General features: G+C 72.7%; 22 protein-coding genes, 3 tRNA genes and 1 pseudogene. 15 read left to right on the top strand and 11 right to left on the bottom strand.

Annotation, left to right across the window (positions count from 1 at the left end; translation table 11 throughout):
* Window positions 1-44: 44 nt before the first annotated feature.
* Window positions 45-1,001, bottom strand: coding sequence for a type IV toxin-antitoxin system AbiEi family antitoxin domain-containing protein (locus AB5G72_RS13195; RefSeq protein WP_317468746.1), 957 nt, complete (start codon window positions 999-1,001; stop codon window positions 45-47).
* A gap of 427 nt (window positions 1,002-1,428) precedes the next feature.
* Window positions 1,429-2,019: a flavin reductase family protein gene (locus AB5G72_RS13190; protein WP_069389108.1), complete on the bottom strand. Its 591-nt coding sequence runs from the start codon at window positions 2,017-2,019 to the stop codon at window positions 1,429-1,431.
* A gap of 159 nt (window positions 2,020-2,178) precedes the next feature.
* Between AB5G72_RS13190 and AB5G72_RS13185 the strand changes: the two genes are divergently transcribed.
* Window positions 2,179-3,669 (top strand): WS/DGAT domain-containing protein, encoded by a 1,491-nt coding sequence (locus tag AB5G72_RS13185; protein ID WP_317468743.1) that lies wholly within the window; start codon window positions 2,179-2,181, stop codon window positions 3,667-3,669.
* Window positions 3,670-3,722: 53 nt separating this feature from the next.
* Here the strand turns inward: AB5G72_RS13185 and AB5G72_RS13180 are convergent, their stop codons facing one another.
* Window positions 3,723-4,340: a mycothiol transferase gene (locus AB5G72_RS13180; protein ID WP_120284186.1), complete on the bottom strand. Its 618-nt coding sequence runs from the start codon at window positions 4,338-4,340 to the stop codon at window positions 3,723-3,725.
* A gap of 80 nt (window positions 4,341-4,420) precedes the next feature.
* Complete coding sequence (locus AB5G72_RS13175; RefSeq protein WP_317469372.1) at window positions 4,421-4,978, bottom strand: DinB family protein; 558 nt, start codon at window positions 4,976-4,978, stop codon at window positions 4,421-4,423.
* A gap of 107 nt (window positions 4,979-5,085) precedes the next feature.
* On the opposite strand from AB5G72_RS13175, the gene AB5G72_RS13170 reads away from it, so the two are divergent.
* The 5 genes and pseudogenes from AB5G72_RS13170 to AB5G72_RS13150 all read left to right on the top strand — a co-directional run bounded on the left by AB5G72_RS13170 (window position 5,086) and on the right by AB5G72_RS13150 (window position 10,443).
* Complete coding sequence (locus tag AB5G72_RS13170) at window positions 5,086-6,084, top strand: helix-turn-helix transcriptional regulator (protein ID WP_259822383.1); 999 nt, start codon at window positions 5,086-5,088, stop codon at window positions 6,082-6,084.
* Window positions 6,085-6,095: 11 nt separating this feature from the next.
* Window positions 6,096-7,847: a 2-succinyl-5-enolpyruvyl-6-hydroxy-3-cyclohexene-1-carboxylic-acid synthase gene (gene menD / locus AB5G72_RS13165; RefSeq protein WP_317468741.1), complete on the top strand. Its 1,752-nt coding sequence runs from the start codon at window positions 6,096-6,098 to the stop codon at window positions 7,845-7,847.
* Window positions 7,844-8,329 (top strand): DUF3592 domain-containing protein, encoded by a 486-nt coding sequence (locus tag AB5G72_RS13160; RefSeq protein WP_120284180.1) that lies wholly within the window; start codon window positions 7,844-7,846, stop codon window positions 8,327-8,329. The genes menD and AB5G72_RS13160 overlap by 4 nt, the downstream gene beginning before the upstream one ends.
* Window positions 8,330-8,366: 37 nt before the next feature.
* A pseudogene (locus AB5G72_RS13155) lies at window positions 8,367-9,599 on the top strand (glycosyltransferase family 4 protein); the annotation flags it as partial.
* 154 nt (window positions 9,600-9,753) lie between these two features.
* The gene (locus AB5G72_RS13150; RefSeq protein WP_259822379.1) at window positions 9,754-10,443 is read left to right on the top strand and encodes a demethylmenaquinone methyltransferase; all 690 of its coding nucleotides are present in this window, start codon (window positions 9,754-9,756) and stop codon (window positions 10,441-10,443) included.
* Between the two features lie 196 nt (window positions 10,444-10,639).
* On the opposite strand, the gene AB5G72_RS13145 is transcribed toward AB5G72_RS13150, so the two are convergent.
* Complete coding sequence (locus tag AB5G72_RS13145) at window positions 10,640-11,959, bottom strand: geranylgeranyl reductase family protein (RefSeq protein ID WP_440220046.1); 1,320 nt, start codon at window positions 11,957-11,959, stop codon at window positions 10,640-10,642.
* 136 nt (window positions 11,960-12,095) lie between these two features.
* Between AB5G72_RS13145 and AB5G72_RS13140 the strand changes: the two genes are divergently transcribed.
* The gene (locus AB5G72_RS13140) at window positions 12,096-13,142 is read left to right on the top strand and encodes a polyprenyl synthetase family protein (RefSeq protein ID WP_067716856.1); all 1,047 of its coding nucleotides are present in this window, start codon (window positions 12,096-12,098) and stop codon (window positions 13,140-13,142) included.
* Window positions 13,143-13,350: 208 nt separating this feature from the next.
* Here the strand turns inward: AB5G72_RS13140 and AB5G72_RS13135 are convergent, their stop codons facing one another.
* Genes AB5G72_RS13135 through AB5G72_RS13120 form a run of 4 tightly spaced genes read right to left on the bottom strand, consistent with a single transcriptional unit; the run spans window position 13,351 to window position 16,624 of the window.
* Complete coding sequence (locus tag AB5G72_RS13135; protein WP_440220045.1) at window positions 13,351-14,550, bottom strand: sulfate/molybdate ABC transporter ATP-binding protein; 1,200 nt, start codon at window positions 14,548-14,550, stop codon at window positions 13,351-13,353.
* Complete coding sequence (locus AB5G72_RS13130; RefSeq protein ID WP_440220044.1) at window positions 14,543-15,337, bottom strand: ABC transporter permease; 795 nt, start codon at window positions 15,335-15,337, stop codon at window positions 14,543-14,545. Before AB5G72_RS13130 ends, AB5G72_RS13135 begins: the two co-directional genes overlap by 8 nt.
* Window positions 15,334-16,119 carry a molybdate ABC transporter substrate-binding protein gene (gene modA / locus AB5G72_RS13125; protein ID WP_440220043.1) on the bottom strand — a complete coding sequence of 262 codons (786 nt, stop codon included), beginning with the start codon at window positions 16,117-16,119 and terminating at the stop codon, window positions 15,334-15,336. The genes AB5G72_RS13130 and modA overlap by 4 nt, the downstream gene beginning before the upstream one ends.
* Before the next feature lie 10 nt (window positions 16,120-16,129).
* Entirely contained in the window at window positions 16,130-16,624 is a 495-nt protein-coding gene (locus tag AB5G72_RS13120; protein WP_067716850.1) for a YajQ family cyclic di-GMP-binding protein, read from the bottom strand.
* Between the two features lie 192 nt (window positions 16,625-16,816).
* Between AB5G72_RS13120 and AB5G72_RS13115 the strand changes: the two genes are divergently transcribed.
* The 6 genes from AB5G72_RS13115 (at window position 16,817) to AB5G72_RS13090 (ending at window position 22,474) form a co-directional block, all read left to right on the top strand.
* Window positions 16,817-16,898 (top strand) — tRNA-Tyr (locus AB5G72_RS13115).
* Between the two features lie 198 nt (window positions 16,899-17,096).
* Window positions 17,097-18,131, top strand: a complete 1,035-nt coding sequence (locus AB5G72_RS13110) for a polyprenyl synthetase family protein (RefSeq protein WP_440220042.1) — start codon at window positions 17,097-17,099, stop codon at window positions 18,129-18,131.
* Window positions 18,128-19,021: a phytoene/squalene synthase family protein gene (locus tag AB5G72_RS13105; RefSeq protein ID WP_440220041.1), complete on the top strand. Its 894-nt coding sequence runs from the start codon at window positions 18,128-18,130 to the stop codon at window positions 19,019-19,021. Before AB5G72_RS13110 ends, AB5G72_RS13105 begins: the two co-directional genes overlap by 4 nt.
* Window positions 19,018-20,700: a phytoene desaturase family protein gene (crtI, locus tag AB5G72_RS13100; protein WP_440220040.1), complete on the top strand. Its 1,683-nt coding sequence runs from the start codon at window positions 19,018-19,020 to the stop codon at window positions 20,698-20,700. The genes AB5G72_RS13105 and crtI overlap by 4 nt, the downstream gene beginning before the upstream one ends.
* Window positions 20,697-21,176 (top strand): lycopene cyclase domain-containing protein, encoded by a 480-nt coding sequence (locus AB5G72_RS13095; RefSeq protein ID WP_440220039.1) that lies wholly within the window; start codon window positions 20,697-20,699, stop codon window positions 21,174-21,176. The genes crtI and AB5G72_RS13095 overlap by 4 nt, the downstream gene beginning before the upstream one ends.
* Window positions 21,173-22,474: a prenyltransferase gene (locus AB5G72_RS13090; protein ID WP_440220038.1), complete on the top strand. Its 1,302-nt coding sequence runs from the start codon at window positions 21,173-21,175 to the stop codon at window positions 22,472-22,474. Before AB5G72_RS13095 ends, AB5G72_RS13090 begins: the two co-directional genes overlap by 4 nt.
* Before the next feature lie 175 nt (window positions 22,475-22,649).
* Here AB5G72_RS13090 and AB5G72_RS13085 read toward each other — a convergent pair whose 3' ends face one another.
* The gene (locus AB5G72_RS13085) at window positions 22,650-23,384 is read right to left on the bottom strand and encodes a glycosyltransferase family 2 protein (RefSeq protein WP_440220037.1); all 735 of its coding nucleotides are present in this window, start codon (window positions 23,382-23,384) and stop codon (window positions 22,650-22,652) included.
* A 131-nt stretch (window positions 23,385-23,515) separates the two neighbouring features.
* Here AB5G72_RS13085 and AB5G72_RS13080 point away from each other — a divergent pair.
* Together AB5G72_RS13080 and AB5G72_RS13075 are read left to right on the top strand one after the other, a co-directional pair.
* Window positions 23,516-23,588: transfer RNA gene (locus tag AB5G72_RS13080), tRNA-Thr, on the top strand.
* A gap of 42 nt (window positions 23,589-23,630) precedes the next feature.
* Window positions 23,631-23,704, top strand: a tRNA-Met gene (locus AB5G72_RS13075).
* Between the two features lie 76 nt (window positions 23,705-23,780).
* Here AB5G72_RS13075 and AB5G72_RS13070 read toward each other — a convergent pair.
* A complete protein-coding gene (locus AB5G72_RS13070) occupies window positions 23,781-25,706 on the bottom strand; it encodes a heavy metal translocating P-type ATPase (RefSeq protein WP_440221499.1) in 1,926 nt (641 codons plus the stop codon).
* Between the last annotated feature and the right edge of the window lie 26 nt (window positions 25,707-25,732).

The raw sequence follows: 25,732 nt of genomic DNA, 5'->3' as shown, positions 1-25,732 counted from the left end.
AGACGCCATAAGCGGGGGCGGGGGCGCCGGGCGCTGGCCCGAGGTCACGCTGCGCGGCCCGGGCCCCGTCCGAGGGAATTCTGGATCCTCATCGCCTCGCAGATGATGGGCACGATCCTGCCGCGAAGATAGTCCTCCCACTGCCAACGCCGGAAGATGTTGCCCAGTGCTTCGATGTTGTTCTGCCGCTTCTTCTCGTCGCGCAGCTTCTGGCGGACGGACCCCTCGCCGTCGTCGATCCCGTACTTCCCCGACCCGTCGGCCTCGCCGACGAGCCCCCATGCTTCCCAGTACATGTCCACGAAGGTCGAGGTCCCGTCCGGGAGGACGAATTCCCGCTGGAGTTGCGGCATCGGCAGACCGGCGCGGCTGATGGTGACCCTGCTGACCGATTCGAGGACAGACTGGGCGCCCGGGTCGGCGAACGCCACCACGGCCCGGGCCCTCGCGACGCCGACCCTGCCGGCAGCGGCCTCGAGCTCGAACGCCAGATCGCCCGGGCTGCACAGCTTACGACGCAACGCCTCGTCCGCCGCACACACCGCGCCGGTGAAGGGACTCGACCGCGCGACGTCGACGATCGTCCGCGCCGGGGTCGTCACCGGGATCCCGTCCACCTCGGTCACGACGTCGGCGAGATCGAGATTGTGGCAGATCGAGCTCTTCCTGCGCCTGCTCCCGCTCCCGGGGCGGTGCCTGGTGGTGGTGACCCGCCGGGTATCCATTCCGTGGACGGGGAGGCCGTGCAACACGAGGGCTGACGTGTGGGACATCGCAGTCCCCGGGCTGATGCTCCCCGCCGCGGCCCGCGAGCGCATCTCGAGGATCGCCTCGGCCTGGTCGGGTCCGGTGGGGACGTCCGATGCGAGCGCGTAGACGCCGTGGCGAACGCGGTGGAGCTGACCCGTTCGTTCGGCGTGTTCTCGTGCTCGGCGGCTGTACCCGCGCGCGAGGAGTTCGGCTGCGGACATGACGACTGGGCGGGAGTGATCTGTGCTCATGTCAAGGCAGTATTGCGCTGGGGGAGGCGGGGATCGCCGTAGCGGGGGCCGCTTCCGGCTCGGCCTGTGGAGACGGCCGGGGTTGTGGATTCCGGGGCACGGGCGGTCGTGTGCAGGCGCGTCGGAAAGAGTTCGACGGACTGTCGTCTACTTGACGGACTGCCGGGTACTTGACCGGCTATGCACCGCCCGCGCCCCAGCCGCGCGGCCCAGCCGCGTGCCACCATGGCCTCCCGCCCACACCGCGGTGCACGCGAGACGCCATGGTCAGGGGCGGCTGCAACAGGGGCAGCTGCGGCAGAGCTACTGCGACAGAGCTACTGCGACAGGGCTAGTGCGACTGGGGCGGGTGCTGCAAGGGCGGCCGACGCACGGGCTGCTGCTGGAGGCGCGGCCGGACGCGGGGCCGGTCACCTCCGGGACCCACTCACCTCCTCGGCCGGGGCAGTTCGCGCGTGCGCGGGGCGTATCCCCACTGGTGGCGGCCCAACCGCGACGGCGGCAGCAGTGATCCGAAGTCGGGCAGACCGTCGTCGGCGAGCATCTCGTCGTCGATGGTCACGCTCACCACGCGTCCGAGCAGCATCGCGCTGGTGCCCAGGTCGATCACGTCATGGCGCACGCACTCGAACGCGATCGGCGCCTCGGCGACCCGTGGCGGCGCGACGACGTCCGAGGGGTCGGCGGTCAGCCCCTGCATCTCGAACTCGTCGACCTCCGGGCCGACGGGCGCCGAGGTGGCGTTCATGACCTCCATCAGCGACTCGGTGCCGATGTTCACCACGAACTCGCCCGTCCCCACGACGTTGCGATAGGTGTCCTTTCGCCCGATTGAGGTCACGGACAGGATCGCCGGGTCGGCGCAGGCGACGGTGAAGAACGAATACGGCGCGAGGTTGGGCACCCCGTCGGCCGAGATCGTCGACACCCACGCGATCGGGCGCGGTGTGATCGACGCGGTGAGCAGGGCGTACATGCCCTTGGCCGGGGGATCATCCGGGGTGTGAACGATGCGCATCCGCCCATTGTGCCGCCGTCTGCGTTGCCGTTTCGGTCATAGCCCGGTGGGGCATGTCGACGCTGCTCTAGCGTGGGGACGAATCGACGGGTGCAAGAGTGAGCGGTCGGCGGTGAGCGGTCGGCGTTGACTGGTCGGCGAGCGAGAGGAGCCGAGGCTATGGCGGCGAACGACGGGATCCGGATCCCCCTGCGCGACCAGCTGTGGCTGCTCATGGACCGCCCGGACAACCTCATGTACATCAACTGTCTGGTGTGGTTCGCCGAGATCCCCGACTGGGACGAGGTCACCCGGGCCATCCAGACGCGGATGGTCGAGGCCCACCCGGTGTTCCACCGCACCCCGGTCCGCCGGGGCCGCCGCTGGTATTGGGTCGACGACCCCGACTACGACATCTCCAACCACCTCGTGCGCAGCAGGCTTCCCGAGCCGGGCGGTCGCGCCGAGGCCGAGGCCTACATCGCCGAGCAGATGGCGGTGCAGCTGCCGAAGGGGCAACCTCTGTGGCGGGCCGAGTACATCGAGGGCTACCACGGGCACGAGGGCGAGCAGGAGGGGGCGCTGATCCTGTTCCGCGTCCAGCACGGCGTCGTCGACGGGATCCGGCTCACCCAGCTCGTGCTGGGTCTGTGCGACCACGAGGACGACTCGTCCCTGCCCAGCGTCGGCCGGGATCTCGCGCCCTCCGGCGGCGGCATCCTCGGGGCGGTCACCGGCGCGGGTGCCGGACTGGCCAAGGACTCGTGGGGTATCGCCCGGGGGCTGACCGGCGCCACACTCCGGTTCCCGCTGACGCTGGCCCGCCTGGCGCGGGACGTCGCGGCACCCGGTCGGTCACTGACGCGGGTCCCGACGCGCGTCGTGGAGTCGTTGACGGACAACATCAACGCGGAGAACCGGACCGCCAACACCTACCGGAACGTCTTCCGTCTGCTGTTCGAGCCGCGATCCCCCGAACTGTCCTGGAGTGGCAAGGCGCACGCGGAGAAGAAGGTCTCCTGGATCGCGGGGCTCGACCTGGCGGCGGTCAAGCGGGTGGCGAAGGTGCACGACACGACCGTCACCACCGTGATGCTGGCCGCCGTGTCCAAGGCGCTCACCGAGTACCTCGACACCCAGGGCGACCGGCGGGTCTCCGACATCAATCTCATGGTGCCGATGGCGGTCTCCCCGGTCGTTGACGAGTTGCCGGAGGAACTGGGTAACCACATCACGCTCATCCTCATGAGACTCCCGTTGTGGGTCGACGACACCGACGAGCTCATCGAGGCGATCACCACGTCGATGACGCGGGTGCGCTATTCCCTCGAGCCGCATGTCAACTTCGCCACCATGCTCACGGTGGCCGTCACGCCCGGCCCTGTGGCGCACGCGGTGATCGACCTGTTCGCCAACAAGACCGTCGGCCAGCTGACCTCGGTGCCCGGGCCCGTCTCCACCGTCTCGCTGGCCGGCACGCCGGTGTCGGGGATGCTCGGGTGGGTGCCGATGAGCGGCGACCAGGCGCTGGGGATCTGCATCTTCAGCTACGACGGCACGGTCTCCGTGGGGATCGCCACCGACGCCGAACTCATCCCCGAACCGGGAGCGGTCGCCGGGATGATCGAGGGCCAGTTCACCACGTTCGACGGCTGGCACGACGAGGACTGAGCCCGCCGCCGGCCACCGAGGGCCGGCCACCCCGGCGCCCCCACTCCCGCCGGTCACCACTGCGGGGCCGGCACCTCCGGGTGCGCGGCGAACCAGGCTCCGATGTAGGACATGTCGATGCCCTGGTCCTCGGCGATCAGCTCGTACATCGTCCGGCTGTCGATCGCCTCGCGCAGGATGTCGGCGTGTCCGGAGTGGCGGGCGATCTCGTTCAGCGCGTGCATCGCCGCCCAGCGTCCGTTGAACGACGGCTGGCCGGGCGGGAACCACGGCATCTCGGCGGGTACCGGCACCGGGGCGTCGAGGTCGCACGTCCGGAGGTTGTCGAGGGCGGCGGAGTGCCGCCGGTCGAATTCGGCGAGGATCTCCTCGGCGGTGGCGTCGGGGTCGACCCGGTTGACGGTCTCGGCCCAGGCGAACGCCTCCGGCAGCGACCGCCCGGTCGCGGGCGCGTCGGGCGCGGCGGCGGCGCGGGCCGTCCAGCTCTCGGCGACCTCGCCGATGTGCAGGATGAGCCAGCCCAGCGTCAGCTCGCTGGTGGGCAGGGGGCAGACGCGCAGCTGGTCGCCGGTGAGGCCGTGGACGATCGACCGGGCGTTGACCAGTTCGGCGTCGATCCATTCGAGCAGGTTCTCTCGCTCGGTGTCGCGGGTGGCGGGGAACAGGGGCATGACGACTCCTCGTGTGTCGGGTGTTCGTGGCGGGCAGCAGGACGACGGCGTCGGTCGGGGACGACGGCGGCGCCGCCGTGTCAGTGGGTGTGGGCGTACAAGTCGCGGAGCAGGCACATCTCGGCGCCGTGGTGGATGACCTCACGGTTGATGTGCAGGACCAGGGCGGCCATGGAGTACTCGGTCCACGGGCCCTCGGCCTCGCCCACGGGGGCGGCCAGGGCCTCGGCGTCGAGCGCCCGCACGCCCTCCATCCAGCCCGCGTAGGTGCGATCGAGTTGGGCGAGTCCGCCCGCGGCATCGCCGGCGTAGGTGTGGGTCATGTAGTCGTGGGGCGGTCCGCCGAAGTGGGAGTGCCACCGGGCGCCGAGGACGCCGACGACGACGTGGCCGATCCGCCACGCGATGGTCGTCAGCGGGGCGGGCACCGGCTCCGGGAACTCGAAGTCGATGGTGTGCTCGCCCTCGCCGCCCTGCATGGGCGCGGTGCCGGTCCCGCGGGGTCGGACGTCCCAGGTGCGCTCGTCGGCGGCGGGAGAGAAGTGGTATTCGTCGTCGGTCATGCCCTCCAGGCGAGGCCGCAGTTGGCCGTTCCAGTGGAAGTCGAGTTGGTCGACGAGCTGGGCTGTCCAGTCGATGGGGCGGGTCGTGGTGGTCACGGTGGTCTCCTGACGGTGGTGGTGTCCGCCCAGCGTGTCAGCCCATCCGGACAGGATCGGTCCGCTGAGGGTGGGACACTGCTGGCATGACCGAGGACAGGATGCCCACCACCCAGCGCGTGCTGGGCCTGCTCGACCTGCTGCAGCGGCGATCGGTGTGGACGGGCGACGAGCTGGCGGCCGAGCTGGGGGTGACCACGCGGTCCATCCGCCGTGATGTCGACCGGCTCCGTGACCTGGGGTACCCGGTGGAATCCGAGCGGGGCGCGGGTGGCGGGTACAGGTTGGGCTCGGGCCGACGACTGCCGCCGCTGTTGCTCGACGACCGCGAGGCCGTGGCGGTGGCGATCGCCCTGCGGCTGGCCGCGGGCGGCGCCGTGGCGGGCGTCGGCGAACACGCGCTGCGCGCCCTGACCAAACTGGACCAGGTCATGCCCGGCCGGTTGCGCGAGCGGGTCGCCGACGTCACCGAGTCGATGGTCGCGGTCCCCGGCTCGGACACCCCGGTGGAGCCGGAGCTGCTCATCGACCTGGGCCACGCGGTCCGCGGCACCGAGCAGGTGCGACTGGAGTACCGCGACCGCGCGGGCCGCGACACCGAGCGTCGGGTGGAGCCGTACCGGATCGTCGTGCTGGGCCGGCGCTGGTACCTGCTGTCCTACGACCTGGACCGCGCGGACTGGCGCACCTTCCGGCTCGATCGCATCCGGGCCGTCCACCGCAGCCGCTGGCGCTTCACCCCCCGCCCCGACGTGCCCGATCCGGCCGCGCACGTGCAGCACGCGGTGACCGCGGCGCCGTACCAACACCTGGCGCGGGTGGTGGTGTTCGCACCCGCTGCGGAGGTGGTCGAGCAGTTCCCGCCCACCTACGGGACGGTCACCGAGCTGCGCGCCGAGGACCATCCGGACGGCCCGGCCTGCCGGCTAGAGACCGGGGCCGCCGACCTCGACGTGCTGGCCTGGTACCTCGCGCGGTTACCGGGCCCGTTCGCCGTGGAGTCGCCGGACGGGCTGCGGGAGCGGCTGGCGGGGTTGGCCGGGCGGCTCGCGCATGCGGCCGACCCGGGCACCTCCCCCGACTAGGCTGGGGGGCGATGAACCCCACCGTGAGCAACCCGAGCACCGCACAGGCCCGTGTCCTCGTCGACGAGTTGATCCGCCACGGGATCACCGACGTGGTCCTGTGCCCGGGATCGCGTAGCGCCCCGTTGGCCCTGGCGTTGGCCGCCGCCGAGCGGTCCGGCCGGCTCGCCCTGCACGTGCGGATCGACGAGCGCGGCGCCGGGTTCACCGCGCTGGGGCTCGCGCTGGGCTCGAGGCGGCCGGTCCCCGTCGTCGTCACCTCCGGCACCGCGGTGGCCAACCTCCACCCGGCGATGGTGGAGGCGGCCCACTCGGGCGTACCGATCCTCGCGCTCACGGCCAACCGGCCGCCCGAGCTGCGCGGTACCGGCGCCAATCAGACCATCGACCAGGTGGGATTGTTCGGCCCGCACGCGCGCGCGGTCGTCGAGCTCGGCGCGGCCGGGGACCCCGAGTCCGAGCACCGGCACTGGCGCAGCGCGATCGGCCGGGCCATCCTCACCGCCACCGCGGCGGCCGACCCGGGTCCGGTGCAGGTCGACATCGCGTTCCGCGAGCCGCTCGTGCCGGGCGAGGGTGACGAGGATTTCGCCCTCGGGGGAGACTCACCGGAGTACGACGACGACGAGGTCGGCGGCGGCCCGGAGGCATGTCGTCTGCCGGAGGGGCGTGCGGACGGTCGTCCGTGGGTGCAGCGGGCGGGGGCGGGGGTCGACTCGGCGCCCGCCGATTCGGCCGTGGCGGTGGATCTCACGCGCCCCACGTTGGTCGTCTCGGGGGTCGGGGCGGCACCGGTGTCGGGGCTGGCGGCGGTGCCGACGGTGGCCGAGCCCGGCGCCCCCGTCCCGCTGCACCCGGTGCACCCGCTGGCGATCCCGGCGCTGCGGCCCGAGCAGGTGGTGGTCACCGGGCGGCCGACGCTGCACCGCGCCGTCACGCGCCTGCTGGCGGACCCGGACGTCGACCTCGTGATCCTCGACGCCGGCCCGCGCTCGCCCAACCCGACCGGTAGCGCCGCCGAGCTCGCCGACTCCGTCCTCACCGGGTGGGGCGTGGACCCCGAGTGGACCGAGACCACGGCCCGCGCCGACGCCCGTGCCCGCGCCGCCGTGGACCGGCTGCTGGACCGGCATCTCGAGACCGGTGCGCCGACGGGACTGCACGTGGCGCGTGCCGTGGCCCGCGGCGTCCGGGCCGGGGACAACCTCGTGGTGGGCGCCTCCAATGCGGTGCGGGACCTGTCGTTCGTGGGCCCGCTCGATCCGGATGTGGCGATGTTCGCCAACCGCGGGGCGTCGGGGATCGACGGCACGGTCTCCACTGCGATCGGGGTCGCGTTGTCGGCGCCGGGGCGGACCGTCGCGCTGCTGGGTGACCTGACCTTCCTGCACGACGTGTCCGGCTTGCTGCTCGGCCCGCGGGAGCGGCACCCCGACGACCTGACGATCGTCGTGGCCGACGACGACGGTGGTGGCATCTTCTCCCTGCTCGAACAGGGGGACCCCCGCCTGGCCGCCGACTTCGAGCGCGTCTTCGGCACCCCGCACGGCGCTGACCTGGGCGCCCTGTGTGCGGGCGCCGGGGTGCCCTTCACCGACACCGACCCGGCCGGACTCGAGGCCCTGCTCGCGCAGCCCGCGTTCCCGAACGGGCACCGCGACATCGTGCCCGAGGGCCTTCGGGTGGTGCGCGTCGCGACCGACCGGCAGGGATTGCGCGACCTCCACGCGGCCCTGCGCTCGGAAGCCGTGGCGGACGGGTGACCGCGACGGCCCCGGTCTCTGCCCGGCAGATCCGTCGCGCTCGCCGTATCCGGTGGGGCGTGCGGGTGGTGGCCGTGACCGCGGGAGTGTTCTCACTGCTCACAGCCGTGCTCCTCGTGCTGGCGTGCTTCATCAACGACCAGCGGATCGACCGGGACATGGGCAGCGCCACCGCGTTCGTCACCGAGGTCACCGATCGGCGGGCCGCCGTGGAGTTCGATGCCGGTGGCGGCCGGACCGTCCGACCGGTGACCGGCGTGTTCTACCCGACCGGGCTCGTCGAGGGGCAGCGGGTGCAGGTCGAGTTCCGGCGCGCGAACCCCGATCTGGTGCGGGTCTCGGGACGCAGCTGGACCGTCGCCGTCGTGCCCGCCCTGTCCGTGCCCGCGGTGGTCGTCCCGTTGGCGGCGCTCGCCTACGCCGCCGCGTCACCGAGGGTTCACCGGGCGGCACCACGAGTTCGACGCACCGTTTCTCGCTGATCACCGGCCCGTGTCCCGGCCCGGCGACAGTGGGGTCGTGCGCGTAGCCATCGTCACCGAATCGTTCCTGCCGAACGTCAACGGCGTCACCAATTCCGTCCTGCGCGTGCTGGAGTACGCGCGTCGGCACGGGCACGACTGTCTGGTGGTGGCACCCTCCGGGCAGGTCGGCTTCTGGCAGGGCGCCGCCGGTGCCGTCCGGGCGCACCCGCTGGTCAGTGCGGTCGCACCACTGCTCGGCGGGTACGGGGCAGACGCGAGCGGCCCCGACCACCACCTGGGCTATCCCGTCCACCGGGTCACCGCGGTGAGGGTGCCGGTGGTGTCCTCCCTGCCGGTCGGCGCACCCAGCCCGAGCGTGTTCGGCGCCCTGCGCGACTTCGGCCCCGACGTGGTGCACCTGGCGTCGCCGTTCGTGCTCGGTGCCGCCGGTGCCGCCGCGGCCCGCGCCCTGGACGTGCCCTCGGTGGCCGTTTACCAGACCGACGTGGCCGGGTTCGCCGACGCCTACGGGATCGGTGTCGTCGCCGATGCGGCCTGGACCTGGACCCGGGCCATCCACGCGAGCTGCGACCGCACCCTCGCCCCGTCGACCGCCGCGATGGAGGATCTCGCGGCCCACGGGATCCCGCGCCTGTACCGGTGGGGGCGGGGCGTCGACACCGAGCGCTTCTCGCCCTCCCGGCGCAGTGCGGCCCTGCACGCGCTGTGGTCCCCGCAGGGGCGGCCCGTCGTGGGATTCGTCGGCAGGCTCGCCCCGGAAAAGCACGTCGAGCGCCTTCAGTCGCTGGCCGACCGGTCGGGCCCGGGGGGAGACCTCCACCTCGTCGTCGTCGGAGACGGCCCCGACCGCCCCGCACTCCAGGCCGCCATGCCCCACGCGATCTTCACCGGCGAACTCCACGGCGACCGGCTCGGGCAGGCCTACGCCACGATGGACGTGTTCTGCCACCCCGGTGAGTTCGAGACGTTCTGCCAGTCCATCCAGGAGGCGCAGGCGTCCGGCGTGCCCGTCGTCGGCCCGGACCAGGGCGGGCCCCGCGACCTCGTGCAGACCGGGGTCAACGGCGTCCTGCTCGACCCGCGCCGGTACGCCGCCGAGGTGTCGGGGGCCGTGGACGCGGTGCTCGCCGACCACGAGCGACTGGCCGCCGGCGCCCGCGCCACCGTCCTCGGTCGGACCTGGGACGCGATCTGCGCCCAGCTCTTCGACCACTACGCGGCGGCGGGCGCCCGGTCCGATTCGGGCAGGGTCGGCGTGGGCAGGGGTGGCATGGGCAGGGGTGGCAAGGTCGGCGTGGGCAGGAGTGGCGCGCGCACGATCGGGGTCGACCGGACCAACGCGCGTGGTGTGGGCGGGAGCCGGGCCCCACGTGTGGTGGCCTGATCGGCCACGCGCCCCGGGGGCGGGTAGCGTCGACGGCGTGTCCCGCGCCAATCTCGACAAGCAGCCCCGTGACGTCGCGTCGATGTTCGACGGTGTCGCCAAGCGCTACGACCTGACCAACACCATCCTCTCCGGGGGAATGGACCACGTGTGGCGGCGGCGGGCCCGCTCGCTGCTCGCGCCGCGGCCCGGGGAGCGGATCCTCGACCTGGCCGCCGGCACCGCCGTGTCGACCGTCGAGCTCGCCAAGTCCGGCGCGTGGTGCGTGGCCGCGGACTTCTCGCTGGGGATGCTGCGGGCGGGCTCCGGCCGGGACGTGCCCAAGGTCGCGGGCGACGCCATGAAGCTGCCGTTCGCCGACGACTCCTTCGACGCCGCCACCATCAGTTTCGGGCTGCGCAACGTGCAGGACACCGCCGCCGGACTGCGGGAGATGGCCCGCGTCGTCAGGCCCGGAGGGAGGCTGGCCGTGGTGGAGTTCTCGACGCCCGTGTTCCCGCCCTTCCGCGCCCTGTACATGAACTACCTCATGCGGGCGCTGCCGAAGATCGCCACCAGCGTCTCGTCCAACCCGGACGCGTACGTCTACCTGGCCGAGTCCATCCGCGACTGGCCGAACCAGCAGGCACTGCTCCAGATCATCGAGGCCAGCGGCTGGGAGCGCGGCAGCGTCACCAACCTCACCGGCGGCATCGCGGCCATCCACCTGGCGCGCCGCCCCGCCTGACCCCGGCTCCGCCTGACACCGGCGCGGCGCCACCCCGGGCGCGCTGCGCCGTCCTCCCGGGGTGCGCGCCGTCTTTTTACGTTTTCCGGCCGCTTGCGCTGCCGCTCTGGTCCATTCCCGACGCGTAACCCGGGCGGGGCGGAGGCCCTACGCGTAATCCGGGCGGGACGGAGGCCCGGGGCGGAGGCCCGGCGCGTCAGTCGGCGAAGAGGGGCCGGCGGTCCAGCCTGCGGGCGATCGACCCCGCCGCCCGCCAGCCGCGTGCCACCACATCGCGGTCCGAATCGGCGACCGTGTTGGACATGCACCGCACCGCCGCGGTCATCAGCGCCTGCGAACGCATCCCGACCGGTCCCGCCAGCGGCAGGAACTTCGGATAGGTGAGCAGGCGCGCGGCGTCCCGGGCGATCGCGAACGACTCGCCGTAGGTCTCGCGGAGCACCGCGGGCCACGCATGCGTCAGGTCACCGGCAGTGGTGCGCGAGTGCGAACCGGCCGCGCCCACTCTCGAGCCCGGGCCTCCTCGGCCGACACCCGCTCCCGCCAGGATCAACTCCGCGAGCAGGCGGCCGCCCTCGAGCGCGTAGTCGATCCCCTCGCCGTTGAGCGGGTTCACGCACGCCGCGGCGTCGCCGACCGCCGCCCAGTTGGGACCGGCCACCGTCGAGACCGCCCCGCCCATCGGCAACAACGCGGACGTCACCGCCCTCGGCTCGCCGGCCAGGCCCCAGTCGCCGCGGACGCTATGGGCGTAGTGCTGCAGTAGCTCCTTGACCGCGACGTTCGCCGGCCGCGCCGAGGTCGCCAGCGCACCCACCCCGAGGTTGACCTCGCCGTCGCCGAGCGGGAACACCCAGCCGTAGCCGGGCTGGATGGCGCCCGCCTCGTCGCGGAGCTCGAGATCGGAGCCGATCCACGGATGATCATGACGCCCGGACCGGACATAGGATCGCGCCGCCACGGCGTACACCGTGTCGCGATGCCAGGTCCGGCCGAGCAGACGACCCACCGGCGACCGCACGCCATCGGCCACCACGAGGGTTCGGCACTCCACGCGGCCGCCCTCGGTCCGGACGGCGGTCACCTCGCCGTCGTCGCCTCTCTCCACGTCGGTCACGCGCACGCCGTCATGCACCACGGCGCCCGCCTCCACGGCCGCCTGCCGTAGCCGGTCATCGAACACCGTCCGTCGCACCGCCGACCCGGTCCCACCGTGCTCACCGGCTGGCCACGGCACCCGCCGGGAGTGGCCGAAGCCCCGCAGCTCGAGCCCGCGGATGGTGATGCGGTCCCGCGCCCACCCGCCGAGACCCAGCCGGTCGACCTCCAACATCGCCCGCGGCGTGAGCCCGTCGCCGCAGGTCTTGTCGCGCGGGAACCGCGCCGCGTCGAGCACGGTGACCTCGCGACCGGCACGCGCCAACCACGTCGCGGTCGCCGAACCGGCCGGGCCGCAGCCCACCACGAGGACGTCCGTCGACGCGGGCAGACCCATACCTGACTCCATGCGCTCCATGGTGGCAGGTCGGCGGGTGCGGCGGTCGCCGGGACCTCGGGCGGGGTGGGGTGCCACCGCCCGCGACGCGGGACCGTAGTCTGTCGGGAAGGGCGGGCCACGCCGACCCTTCACCAGGCGACGAGGACGAGTGGGGATGTCGAGCGATTCAGTGACCGGCACCGCGGAGACGGCGACCGACCACACGGTGGCGGGCGTGGACGTCGGCGACGCCGACCTCGCAGCCGACCTGCGCGAACGGCTCGACGAGGTCGAGAAGCTGCTCGTCAGCCGACTCCAGACCGGCGAGGACTTCCTCTCCGAGGTCGCCCTGCACCTCGTCACCGCCGGCGGCAAACGGTTCCGGCCCGTCGTCACCCTGCTCTCGGGCTCGCTGGGCCCCGCGCCCGACCGCGAGCGGCTGGTCAAGGCCGCGGTGGTGTGCGAGATGATCCACCTGGCCACGCTGTACCACGACGACGTCATGGACGAGGCCGCCATGCGCCGCGGTGTCGAGTCGGCCAACAGCCGCTGGGACAACTCCACCGCGATACTCGCCGGAGACTTCCTCTTCGCGCACTCCTCGATGCTCCTGGCCGACCTCGGACCCGAGGCCGTGCAGCTCATCGCCCAGACGTTCGCCGAACTGGTCACCGGGCAGATGCGCGAGACCGTCGGCCCGGGCGTCGGCAGTCGTGACGAGGGTGCCGCCGAGCACTACCTGCGGGTGATCTGGGAGAAGACCGGCTCACTCATCGCCGCGGCCGCCCAGTTCGGCGGCGAGTACTCGGGGGCGACCGCCGAGCAGATCGGGAGCCTGCGCCGCCTCGGTGACGCCGTGGGGATCGCGTTCCAGATCGCCGACGACATCATCGACATCGCCTCGCCGTCCACCGAGTCGGGCAAGACGCCCGGTACGGACTTGCGCGAGGGCGTCCACACCCTGCCGATGATCTACGCCATGGAGGCGGGTTCGTCGGACAGCGCGCGGCTGCGCGACCTGCTCGCCGAGCCGCTGACCGACGACGCCGAGGTGGCGGAAGCCCTCGAGTTGCTGCGCGCGTCCGACGGTATGCGGCGCGCGCGGGCCACGCTCGAGAAGTACGTCGATGACGCCATGACCGAGCTCGACGTGCTGCCCGCCGGCCCGGCGAACGAGGCGCTGCGTCGGCTCGTGCGCTTCACCGTCGACCGCGTCGGCTGACCTTCCCCCAACGGCCCGGCAGCCGCCCCCGGGCCTGGCCTCTCGCTCCCGCGCCTGCCAGTCCCCATCACAGCCGCTCGCTGCCATGGCGTCTGGCGTGCTCTTCGGTGACGGCGAGACGCCGTCGCGAGGAGCGGCTGTGGCCGAGGGGCGGCTGTGGCCGAGGGCAGACAGCGGGTCAGCGGCGCGGGATTCAGTGACGCCGGGGTCAGCGGCGCGGGTACAGCGCGACCTGCGCAGCCTTGACCACGAGGGTCACGGGCGAACCCGGGGCCAGCGCGAGTTCGGCGACCGAGCGGCTGGTGATCTCGGCATCGACGCGCTGACCGTCCCGTAGCTCGGCCGTCACCCGCGTCAACGCCCCCGCGGGGACGAGCGAGACCACCCGCGCGGGCCAGGAGTTCCGCGGGCTCGTCGCAGGCGCGTGCGCGGATGGCTGCGTGGGGCTCGTGGGAGCCGGAGCCGAAGTCGGGGCCTGAGTGGAGCCGGTGGGTGCGGGGTCGGTGTGGACGGCCACCGCCCGCGGGTCGACGGTCGCCACCGCCCGCGCCCCCGGCCGCCATCCCGCCGCCGCGCTCGTGCGGACCCCCGAGACGAGGTCGCCGCCGGGGGTGCGCAGGTCGTCGTCGTCGTCGACGATCCCCTCGACCAGTGAGACGCCGGCCAGGCGCGCGGCGAAGTCGGACGCGGGGCGGGCCAGGACCTCCTCGACCGTGCCGGACTGGGTGACGCGGCCGGAGGCGACGACGACGACATCGTCGGCCAGCGCCCACAGGTCCAGCGGATCATGGGTCACCAGGACCACGGCCCGTCCGGTGAGCCGATCAGCGAGGAGACGCCGGATCGCGGGGGCGACCTCCACGTCGAGGGCGGCCAGGGGCTCATCGAGCAGGACGAGCTCCGGATCCACGGCGAGGGCCCGGGCCAGGGCGACGCGCTGCGCCTGTCCGCCGGACAACTCGTGCGGCCTGCGGTCGGCGAGGTCGCCGCACCCCACGGCCTCGAGCTCGGTGCGGGCGCGGTCGAGCGCGGCCCGCCTGCGGACGCCGCGGGCGCGTGGGCCGTACGCGACGTTGTCCACGGCCGACAGGTGGGGCAGCAGCCCGGGACGCTGCTCGAGCGACACCACGCGGCGGCGGTGGGCGGGCAGGTGGGTGCGGGGCGAGCCGACGACGCGGCCGTGGAGCCGGACCTCGCCCGAGTCGGGCCGCAGGTGCCCGGCGAGCAGCGACAGCGCCGTGGACTTGCCCGCGCCGTTGGGTCCGACGATCGCGAGTCGTCGGCCCGCGGGGACGCTGACGTGGAGGTCGACGTCGCGGGCGGCGACCCGGCAGTCCAGCTCGGCGGCGGGACGCGACGCTGCGGGATGCGACGCGGCGGGACGCGACGCGTCGGGGTGGTCAGCCACGGCCCACCACCGCCCTGCGGGCGACGAGCGCGGAGACCGCCATGAGCGCGGCGGCCACCGCGATGAGCACCACGGCCAGGGCGAGGGCGGTCTCGGTGTCCGCCTCCCGGCTGAGGTAGATCTCCAGCGGCAGGGTGCGCGTGGTGCCCTGCAGGGAGCCGGCGAAGGTCAGGGTGGCGCCGAACTCCCCGAGAGCGCGGGCGAACGACATGGTCGCGCCGGCGACGAGGGCCGGCAGGACGAGCGGCAGCGTCACGGTCGTGAGGACCCGGGTCGGGGAGGCGCCCAGCGAGGCGGCGGTCCGCTCGAGGCCGGAGTCCACCGAGCGCAGCGCACCCTCGAGCGCCACCACCAGGAACGGCATCGCCACGAACGTCTGCGCGATCACCACGGCCGCGGTCGTGAACCCGATCTCGATGCCCAGCACGGACAGGTGCTGTCCCACAACGCCGGTGCGCCCGAGCGTGATGAGCAGGGCCAGGCCGGCCACGACCGGGGGCAGGACCATCGGTAGCGCGGTGACCGTCCGGGCCAGTGCCGCCAGCGGCCCACTGCTGCGGGACAGCACCACCGCCAGCGGGGTGCCGAGCAGGATGCACAGGACCGTGGAGAGCGCGCACGTGCGCAGGCTCAGCAGCAGGGCGTCGCGGGCGGCCTCCGAGGCGAGGAGTTCGGGAACCCGCGCCCACGGGACACGCGCGGCCATGCCCGCCAGGGGCAGGGCCGCCAGCAGGACGGCGAGCACCGCGGCCGCGAGCAGCCAGCGGGGGAGCGGGGGCCGGGTCACGGCGGGCCGAAACCGTGCTCGGCGAGGATCGCACGCCCCTCGGGGCCGGTGACGGTGTCGACGAAGCGGCGGGCCATCTCGGAGTCCGCGGCGCGCTCGAGGACGGCCACCGGGTAGACGTTCGGCACCGCGTCGGCACCGGCGATCGGCACCTGCTCGACCCGGTCGGCGACGGCGCGGGCGTCGGTCGCGTAGACGATCCCGGCGTCGGCCTCGCCGGAGGTGACCTTGCCGCGGACGTCGGTGACGGTGGATTCCTCGCTCACCGGGGCCAGGTCGATCCCGGCGGCGTCCGCCAGCGTGCGGGCCGCCGCACCACACGGCACGACGGACGCGCACACCACGAGTCGTGCGCCGTCCAGCGAGTCGTCGAGACCGGTGATCCCCGCCGGATTGCCGGGCGGGGTGATGAGGGTGAGCACGTTGGTGGCCAGCGGCGTCGGCTCGCCGGCGACCAGCCCCTCGGCGACGGCGCGGTCCATCGTCCGGACGTCGGCGGAGGCGAACACGTCCGCCGGGGCACCGCCGACCAGCTGGTCCACCAGACCGGAGGAGCCGTCGAAACCCAGCCGGATCGACACCCCGGGATGCGTCGCCTCGAAGTCCTCGGCGATCTCGGTGAACGCCCCGCTGAGCGACGCGGCGGCGAAGACGGTCAGCTGCTGCGCGACCTCGTCGTCGTCGCCCCCGGACGCACACCCCACCAGCGAGGACAGGCCCACGGCGGCGACCAGCGCGGCGGCGCGGAGCCGACGCCCACCCCCGCCTATGCGGAACGGCACTGTCGGCGGGTCAGCGGTAGTTGGTGAACTGCAGCGCGACCTCGAAGTCGGCACCCTTGAGCAGCGAAATGCACTCCTGCAGGTCGTCGCGCTTCTTGGACGACACACGGATCTCCTCGCCCTGGATCTGCGCCTTGACGCCCTTGGGGCCCTCGTCGCGCAGCAGCTTGGTGATCTTCTTGGCGTTCTCCTTGTCGATGCCCTGCTTGAGCGAGCCGACCAGGCGGAACGACTTGCCCGACGGCATCGGGTCGCCCACCTCGAGCGCCTTCATGCTCAGCCCGCGGCGCACCAACTTCTCCACGAAGACGTCCTTGGCGGCCAGCACCCGGTCCTCGGAGTTCGCGACGATCTCCACCGCGTCCTCGCCCTTCCACTCGATGCTCGCATCGGTCCCGCGGAAGTCGTAGCGGGTGCCCAGCTCCTTGGCGGCCTGGTTCAGGGCGTTGTCCACCTCCTGGCGGTCGAACTCCGAGACGATGTCGAACGAGGACTCCGAGGCCATGGACGTACTCCTGTCGTTGGGGGATGTCCCGGTCAGGCTACCCGCCACGGCCAGGGCCCGAGGCCGCCACGGCCAGGGCCCGAGGCCGCCACGGGCGGGGCCGGGAGTCGCCGCCGCACCACCCCTGAGTGCCCCGATTTGGCACCAGGGGTCACAGCCGTTGTATCGTGTCGTAGCGCCCTTGAGGTGCACGCCAGATTGCCCGAGCGGCCAAAGGGAGCGGATTGTAAATCCGTCGGCTTAGCCTACGTTGGTTCGAATCCATCATCTGGCACGCGAGACCCCTGCCACAAGCGGGGGTCTTCGTGCATTTCGGGACCTGTCGCCCGGGAATCCGTGAAAATGTGAATACGCGCGGTCTCCAGTGTCACGGCCTCACGACCTGTCACGCCGCATCTCGTCGAGAAGAATCGAGGTGAGACGTATCCACGACGGCCCCGGCTCCGAACCACCGGACATGACACTTCTTTCGATGACCGCCGCACATCGGATGACGACCGGCGATCTGCCGGCGGGCCTGGGTTCCGCAGTGGACGAGTGGGCCGATGACCTCGGGCGGACCACCCGCTCCGGCAAGGGGATGCGCTCCGCGCTCTTCGACGCCGTGTACACCACCTCCGGGGGCACCGACGAGGCCGTGCGGGCCGCCGCGGGCCAGGCACTGGAGTTGCTGCACGAGGCGTTTCTCGTCCACGACGACCTGGCGGACGGGGACGACCAGCGCCGCGGCCAGCCCAACCTGCAGGGCCGCACCACCGCGCGGGCCACCGCCGGGGGGATCGGGACCGAGGCCGCCGGGCACCTCGGACAGGTCGGCGGGCTGCTCGGCGGCGACCTGCTGCTCGTGGCCGCGATGGCCGACTTCGCCCGCCTGCCCGTGCCGGCGCCACTGCTGCACCGTGTGCTCGACGAGGTGCAGAGCGCGGTCGTGGCCTCGATCGCCGGGGAGTACGCGGACGTCCACGGCTGTGTCGAGCGCGAGCCCGCCGACCGGGAGCGCGCGCTGGCGATCGGCGCGGCCAAGACCGCCGCCTACTCCGTGTGCCTGCCCCTCGTGCTGGGCGCGATGCTCGGCGGCGCGCCCGACGAGGTCATCCCCCCGCTGCGTGAGGCCGGCCGCCACCTGGGGACCGCCTACCAGGTGATCGACGACGTGCTGGGCGTGTTCGGGGATCCGGCCGTGACCGGCAAGTCCAACGAGGGCGACCTGCTCCGGCGCGCGCCGACCGTCCTGCTGGCCCACGCCGCCACCACCGAGGCCTGGCCGCGGATCGACGCCGCCCTCGGGCGCCCGGCCGCCGACCCCGCGACGAGGAACGGCCACTCGCCCGACCCCGACACCGCGCGCGAGCTGCTGCGGGAGTGCGGCGCGCGCGAGCACGCGGTGGGCATCGCCGGGGACCTCATCACCGCCGCCCGCGCCGCGCTGGACTTCCCGGCCGTGCCGCACGACGTCCGGGCCGCGCTCGGCCCCCACCTGGCCACCGCCCTGGAGAGGACCCGATGACCCAGCAGAGCCCCCACGCGGAGTTCACCGACGCCGCCCGCCGGTGCAGCGAGGTGATCCTGCGCCGGTACTCCACGTCGTTCGCACTGGCCTGCCGAGTGCTCGCGCCCGCCACCCGCCCGCACGTCGCCGCGATCTACGCGTGGGCGCGGGTCGGGGACGAGGTCGTCGACGGCGCGATGGACGACCCGGTCGCCGCGCGCGAGCTCATCGCCGAGGCGCGCCGCCGGACACACCGCGCGATCGAGCGTGGCCTGGACCCCGATCCGGTGACGCACGCCTTCGCCGACACCGCGCGTCGGTTCGGGATCGACGCGCGCCTGGTGGATCCGTTCTACGACTCGATGGAGGCCGATATCGACGTCACCGAGCACACCGAGGAGTCGCTGCGCCGGTACATCCACGGGTCGGCGGAGGTCATCGGGGAGATGTGTCTGCGGACGTTCGCCGGTGGGGGACTGGGTGACGACGACGAGATGGCCGCCGGAGCGCGCGCACTCGGAGCGGCGTTCCAGAAGGTGAATTTCCTCCGGGACATCCGGGAGGACTTCACGGACCTCGGTCGCAACTACCTGCCGGGCCGTGACCCGCGGGCACTGACGGAGAAGGACGTACGCGAGTTGGCCGATGACGTGGACGCGGACCTGCGCATCGCGCGGGCGGCGATCAACCGGATCCCGGGCCGCGACCGCCTGGCGGTGGCCGCAGCCCACGACCTGTTCGCCGAACTCAACGATCGCCTACGGGTGGCCGGGGCATCCGGGGTGAGCGCGGGCCGGGTGCGGGTGCCCGATCCGGTGAAGCTCGCGGTGATCGGCCGCGCTGCAGCCGGGCGCGGCCGGTCCGGTGCCCGCCCCAGTGCCGCGCGCGGTGGGGCGGTGGCCCGATGAGCCGCCGGCACGCACCGGACGGGCCCGTCGTCGTGGTGGGCGGCGGCATCGCCGGCCTGGCGACCGCCGCGCTCTTGGCCCACGAGGGGCGCGACGTCACGCTCGTCGAGGCCACCGACTCCGTCGGCGGGCGCGCGGGCAGCTGGTCGGCGGGCGGGTTCCGCTTCGACACCGGCCCCTCCTGGTACCTCATGCCGGAAGTGTTCGACCACTTCTTCCGCCTCTGCGGTACCTCCGCCGACGAGCAGCTGGACCTGGTGCGCCTGGACCCCGGGTACCGCGTGTACTTCGAGAACCGCCCCGAGTCGGTCGACATCCGCTCGGATCGCGCGGCCTCGACCGCCTTGTTCGAGTCACTCGAGCCGGGCGCCGGTCGCGTGCTGGGCAGGTACCTCGATTCGGCGCGGACCACCTACGACCTCGCGCTCAAGCGGTTCCTCTACACCAACTTCACCTCGTACCCGGCCCTAGTGCGCCCCGACGTGGTGGCCCGGGCCGGTTCGCTGGTGGCCCGCCTCGTCCAGCCGCTGCACTCGTTCGTGGCCCGCCGGTTCAGCGACCGCCGCATCCAGCAGATCCTCGGCTACCCCGCGGTGTTCCTCGGGTCCTCGCCGTACCTGGCGCCGTCGATCTACCACCTCATGAGCCACCTCGACCTCACTGACGGTGTCCTCTACCCGCGCGGAGGGTTCACCGAGGTGATCGCCGCGGTCCGCAGGGTCGCCGAGCAGCAGGGTGTGGTCATCCACACGGGCACCGAGGCGATCGAACTTGTCACCACATCCGAGGGCGCCCGCGCGCGCGGGTCCCGCCGGTCGAAGGCGCAGCTCAGGGGCGTCCGGGTGCGCGACCGGGCCGGGGCGGAGCGGACGCTGCCGGCCGGCCTCGTCGTCGGGGCCGCGGACCTCCACCACCTCGAGACCCGGTGGCTCCCCGAGCGGCTCCGCACCTACCCGCAGTCCTACTGGGACTCCAAGACCCCCGGGCCCGGAGCACTGCTCATGCTGCTCGGGGTGCGTGGTGAGCTGCCGCAGCTGGCCCATCACACGCTGCTGTTCACCGACCGGTGGGAGGAGGGGTTCGACGCCATCTTCGGCGAGCAGCCGCACATCCCCGACCCGGCGTCGCTCTACGTCTGTCGCCCCAGTGCCACCGATACCGACCCGGACGCGGGCATCGCGCCGGAGGGGCACGAGAACCTCTTCGTCCTGGTGCCCATCCCCGCCGACCCCTCGCTGGGCCACGGCGGCGTCGACGGTGCGGGGGACGCCACGATCGAGGCGGCCGCCGACCAGGCCATCGCCCAGATCGCCGACTGGACCGGGATCGACGACCTGGCCGACCGGATCGTCGTGCGGCGCACCATCGCTCCCGCCGACCTCCAGGACGACCTCGGCGCGTGGCGCGGCACCGCCCTCGGGCCCGCGCACACCCTGGCGCAGAGCGCGTTCTTCCGCACCCGCAACGTCAGCACGCACGTCGACGGGTTGTACTACGCCGGCGCCTCGACCATCCCCGGGATCGGGCTGCCGATGTGCCTCATCAGCGCCGAGCTGATCCTCAAGCACGTGCGCGGCGACACGGGTACCGCGCCCGTGGCCGAGCCCGGCGGGGGCACGGTGTTCGACAGGCCCGCGTCCGGCGGACCCGCCGGCGGCGACCCGGTGTCGGCGAGGTGATCGGGCTGGCTTACCTGGCGGTCCAGGTCATCTCGTTCGCCGGCATCCTCGTCATCGACCACCGCTGGAAGCTCGCGGCGTTCCGCGCCCCGGCCGCGACTGCACTCTCCGTGACCGCGGCGGTGGCGCTGCTGCTCACGTGGGACGTCCTCGGGGTGCGCAGCGGGGTGTTCTTCCGCGGCCAGACCGACTTCATGACCGGCCTGCAGGTCGCGCCGGAGATCCCGCTCGAGGAGGTCGTGTTCCTCGCGTTCCTGTCGCACCTCGCACTGGTGTGCGCGACGGGCGTGGTCACGGCCGTCGAGCACGTCTCGAAGCGGCGTGGCGCGCGGTCCGGCGCACGGTCCGGCGGCGCACAGAACGGCGGCGCCCAGAACGACGGCGCGCAGAACGGCGGGGCCCAGAACGACGGCGCGCAGAACGGCGGGGCCCAGAACGGCGGCGCCCAGAACGACGGGGCGGGGGCGCGGCCGTGAGCATCTACTCGACCATCAACGCCACCATGGCCATCCCCGTCATCGCGGCCGCCCTCATCGCGCTGTGGCGCCTGCGGGGGGCCGACCGCCGACGATGGTTGATCGGGGTCGGCGGCTCGCTCGTGGTACTGCTCGTCCTCACGGCGATCTTCGACAACATCATGATCTCCGCCGGACTCGTGGCCTACGACGACGCGCTGACCAGCGGCATCCGCCTGGGCGTGGCCCCCATCGAGGACTTCGCCTACGCCGTGGCCGTGGCCGTGTTCATGCCCTCGGTGTGGTTCGTGCTCACCGCCCGGCCGCGGGCCGGTGCCGTGGTGGGCAGCCCGACGGTGTCGGGTCGGGGGGACGTCGCGCTGGCGGGCACCCCGGAACCGGGGGAGGACGACGACGACAAGGTCCGCACCCCCGAGCGGCCGGCGACACCGGGTCTACTCACCACCCTCTTCTGGTCGTCCCGCCCGGTCTCGTGGGTGAACACCGCCGCCCCGTTCGCGCTGGCGTACTTCCTGGCCACGGGCGGGTTCGACCTGCTGGGCGTGATCGGCACGCTCTTCTTCCTGGTGCCGTACAACCTCGCGATGTACGGGATCAACGACGTCTTCGACTACGAGTCGGACCTGCGCAACCCCCGCAAGGGCGGCGTGGAGGGCTCGGTCCTCGAGCGGTCGCGCCACACGGCGACGCTCGTGGCCTCGGCCGTGACGACCGTGCCGTTCCTGGTCTACCTCGTGGTGGTCGGGACGCTCGAGTCGTCGCTGTGGCTGGCGGCCAGTGCGTTCGCGGTGATCGCCTACAGCGCCAAGGGGCTGCGGTTCAAGGAGACCCCGTTCCTGGACTCCGTCACCTCGGCGTTCCACTTCGTCTCACCGGCGATCGTCGGGTGGACCATCGCCGGCGCGGGCCTCGGCGGCGGGGTGTGGGCGTGTCTCATCGCGTTCATGCTGTGGGGCGCGGCGTCCCAGGCGTTCGGCGCCGTGCAGGACGTGCGCTTCGACCGCGAGGCCGGCCTGAAATCGGTCGCCACCGTGCTCGGAGCCCGGGCAGCCGTGTGGTTCGCGCTGGCCTGCTACGCCGCGGCGGTCCTGGTACTGCTGATCGCCGCGCCGTGGCCGGCGTCGGGGGCGGCGTTCGCGATCCTGCCGTACCTCGCCACGGTGGCCGCCTACACGCGGGTCACCGACGCCACCGCCGAGGCGACCAACGAGGGCTGGAAGCGCTTCCTGGTGCTCAACATGCTGGCCGGCTTCTGCGTCACGCAGCTCATCCTCTGGTCGGTGCTCGTCTGGGCGTGAGCCGGCGCCGCCTCGCCCCACCTCAGGACTTGTGCGTCCTCTTTGGTCCCGGGCGGGCGCGCAGCCCAACGCTGAGCGTGCATTCCGGACGCGTAGGTCGAAGAGGGCGCGCTAGCCGATGTGGAGGCCCGTTGGGTGCCGGGGAGGCGGGCATTGGGGCTCGCAGATGCCGGGGTCAGCGCTGGACGCGCTCCATCCAGCGCCGCGACGGCGGGCTCGACCGCCAGTTGCGGAAGATCGTCCGGAACGCCCGCGAGAAGCGTCGCCGCATGGCCGCAGGGTCGTCGAAGGGTCGGGCCGAGATCCCCACGGTCAGGGAACGGTCGACCAACAGGCGGTCGTCGGCGCCGAACTGGAACGACAGGTCGATGTCGTCGTGCAGTTCCGGGTCGGTGCGGTTGACCCCGTCGCGCACCCGCTCCCAGGCGCTGCGGCGCATCGCCAGGTTCGAGCCGAACAGGACGGGGTGGGCCATGGCGGCGCCGACGGAGACGAAGAACGCGTCCATGTAGAGCAGCTTCGCGGCGCGGGCCCGCCACCCCTCGAGTCCGATGAACTCGCCCGGGCCGGAGACGGCCACGAGTTCGGGATCGGCGGTGAACGCAACCTCGATCCGCGCGAGCCACTCGGGTCCGGGCCGGGAGTCGGCGTCGAGTCGGGCGATGATGTCGCCCGTCGCGGAGTCGTAGCCTGCCGCGGCCGCTGCGGGGATGCCCCGCACGGGCTCGACGACCACCCGGACCCCGATCCGCGCGTCCGCCGCCAACGCCACCGCGACGCTGGCGTCCGAGCACCCGTTGTCCACCACCACGACCTCGTCGGGCGACCGCGTCTGTGTGGCGAGGGAGGCCAGGGCGCCCTCGAGTTCGCGGGCGTCGTCGAGGACGGGGATCACCACGGAGATGCGCACCCGGCCATCCTGCCAGCGGGCCCGGCGGGACAGCGCCCCACCGGGCGATTTGTGCCGCGTTCGGCCGTGTGTGTAATCTGCTAAAGGCTTACGCGCCAAGCGGTTGGGTGACCAACAGCGAAGCGCGGCCCGCCCCCTTAGCTCAGTCGGCAGAGCGTTTCCATGGTAAGGAAAAGGTCGTCGGTTCGATTCCGACAGGGGGCTCGCACTGTGCGGGGCGGCTCGATCGTCCGACTGGCAGGGCATGCCGGTGTAGCTCAGCTGGTTAGAGCGCACGACTCATAATCGTGAGGTCGGGGGATCGAGTCCCCCCACCGGTACTCTCAACACGAAGGCCGCCCGCTCGCCGCGGGCGGCCTTCGTCGTCTTCTCGACTCCTACGGCATCAGGGTCTGATCACACCCGGCTCACGTCCCGTGCTCCGGTCCCGAGGACGAGGTCCCCCGCGTGTCCCGGGATCCCGGTTCCATCCTTCTCGAGGGTCGGCCGCAGGAGGAGCATCGCGATCGCGATCACCGCGAGAACGGACACCTCGTGGACCAGCATCCCGATCGACATGGTCACGCCCCCGAGGAACAGCCCGGCAAGAAGCGCGGCAACGGTCACCAGGGCGATGGCGATGTTGAGTCGCATGGTGCGGACGGTCCGCTTGGCCAGGGAGAGCGCGTACGGCAGCCGCGGGAGCCTGTCCGCCATCAACGCGATGTCGGCGGTTTCGATCGCGGCCGGCGAGCCGGCGGCTCCCATCGCCACCCCGATGTCGGCCAGTGCCAACGCAGGGGTGTCGTTGACCCCGTCACCGACCATGGCCACGGTGTGGCCGCGGGACTGCAGCTCGCGCACGATCTCGACCTTGTCCTCCGGCATGAGCTCGGCACGGATCTCGTCGACCCCGAGTTCGGCGCCGACATTGCGGGCCACCCGCTGGGCATCGCCGGTCGCCATGACGACCCTGATCCCAGCGTCGTGCAGTGCCCTGACCGCTGCCGGGGCGTCGTCACGGATGGTGTCGGCGACGGCGACGATCCCGACCGCCCGTCCGTCGACCCCGACGAACATCGCGGTCCTGCCCTGGTCGTTGAGTTCGAGGATCCGTGCGTTGTCAGGCCGGTGGTCGAGTAGATCCGCGGAGCCCACCGCGACCACTCGGCCATCCACCTCGGCGCGGATGCCCTTGCCGGCGACGGGCTCGGCCGCTTCGACCAGGTCGATCTCCAGTCCCGCCTCCCGGGCACCCGAGATGATCGCCTCGGCGAGCGGATGCTCGGACGCGGTCTCGGCTAGGGCGGCCAGCCTCAGGACGTCCTCACGCGAATAGTCGTCGTCGAGCACGTCCACGTCGGTCAGGACCGGCCGACCGTTGGTGAGGGTGCCGGTCTTGTCGACGACGACCGCGTCGACCCGGGCCGCACTCTCGAGGTACTCGCCGCCCTTGATGAGAACACCGTCCTTGGCGGAGCGGCCGATCCCGGCGACGATCGACACGGGGATCGAGATCACCAGGGCGCCGGGGCAGCCGATCACCAGGAGGGTGAGCGCGAGCTCGATGTTGCCCATGGTGGCGACCAACGACCAGGGGATCAGGGCCACCACCAGCGCCGAGATCATCACGGCGGGGGTGTACCAGGTCGAGAACCGTTCCATGAAGGTCTGGGTGCGGGCCTTGTCGTCCTGGGCGTCCTCCACCCGGTGGACGATCCGGGCGAGGGTGGTGTCGGCACCGATGCCGACGGCCTCGATACGCAGGACTCCCGACCGTAGCCAGGTGCCGGCGAACACCTCGGAGCCCTCGGACTTCTCGGCCGGGACGGACTCGCCGGTGATGGTGGCCTCGTCCACGCCGCCGTTGCCGGAGAGCACCCGGCCGTCGACGGGGACCTGCTCCCCGTTGCGCACCAGCACGAGGTCGCCGGGTTCGAGTTCCCAGACCTCGACGGTCTCCGGCTCGCCGTCACGAAGGATGGTGGCGGTCTCGGGCGCCGAGTCGACGAGGTCGGACAGGGCCCGGCGAGTGCGGTTGAGAGTCGCCTTCTCCAGGGCCTTGCCGAGGGCGAAGAGGAAAGTGACCGCCGCAGACTCCCAGTAGTTGTCGATGAACATGGCCCCGACCGCGGCGACCACGACCAACAGGTCGATCGAGATCATCCGGATCCGCAGGGCCTGGACCGCCGAGACGGCGATCCGGTAGCCGGCCACCAGGGCGGCGGCGACCATGAGGCCGTCCGCCGCCGCGTCGGCCGAGGTGAGTCGGCCGACGAGCCACGAGGCGACGATGAGCAGGCCGGAGGCCGCCACCACGCCCCAGGTCTTCCATGATTTCAGCATTGTCCTGTCTCCTTCGGTCGCCG

The sequence above is a fragment of the Dietzia sp. MNB45 genome, from assembly GCF_051994785.1.
Classification (GTDB): domain Bacteria; phylum Actinomycetota; class Actinomycetes; order Mycobacteriales; family Mycobacteriaceae; genus Dietzia; species Dietzia kunjamensis.
The sequence above is the reverse complement of the archived record's forward strand: the minus strand, read 5'-3'. Positions and strand labels throughout refer to the sequence as shown.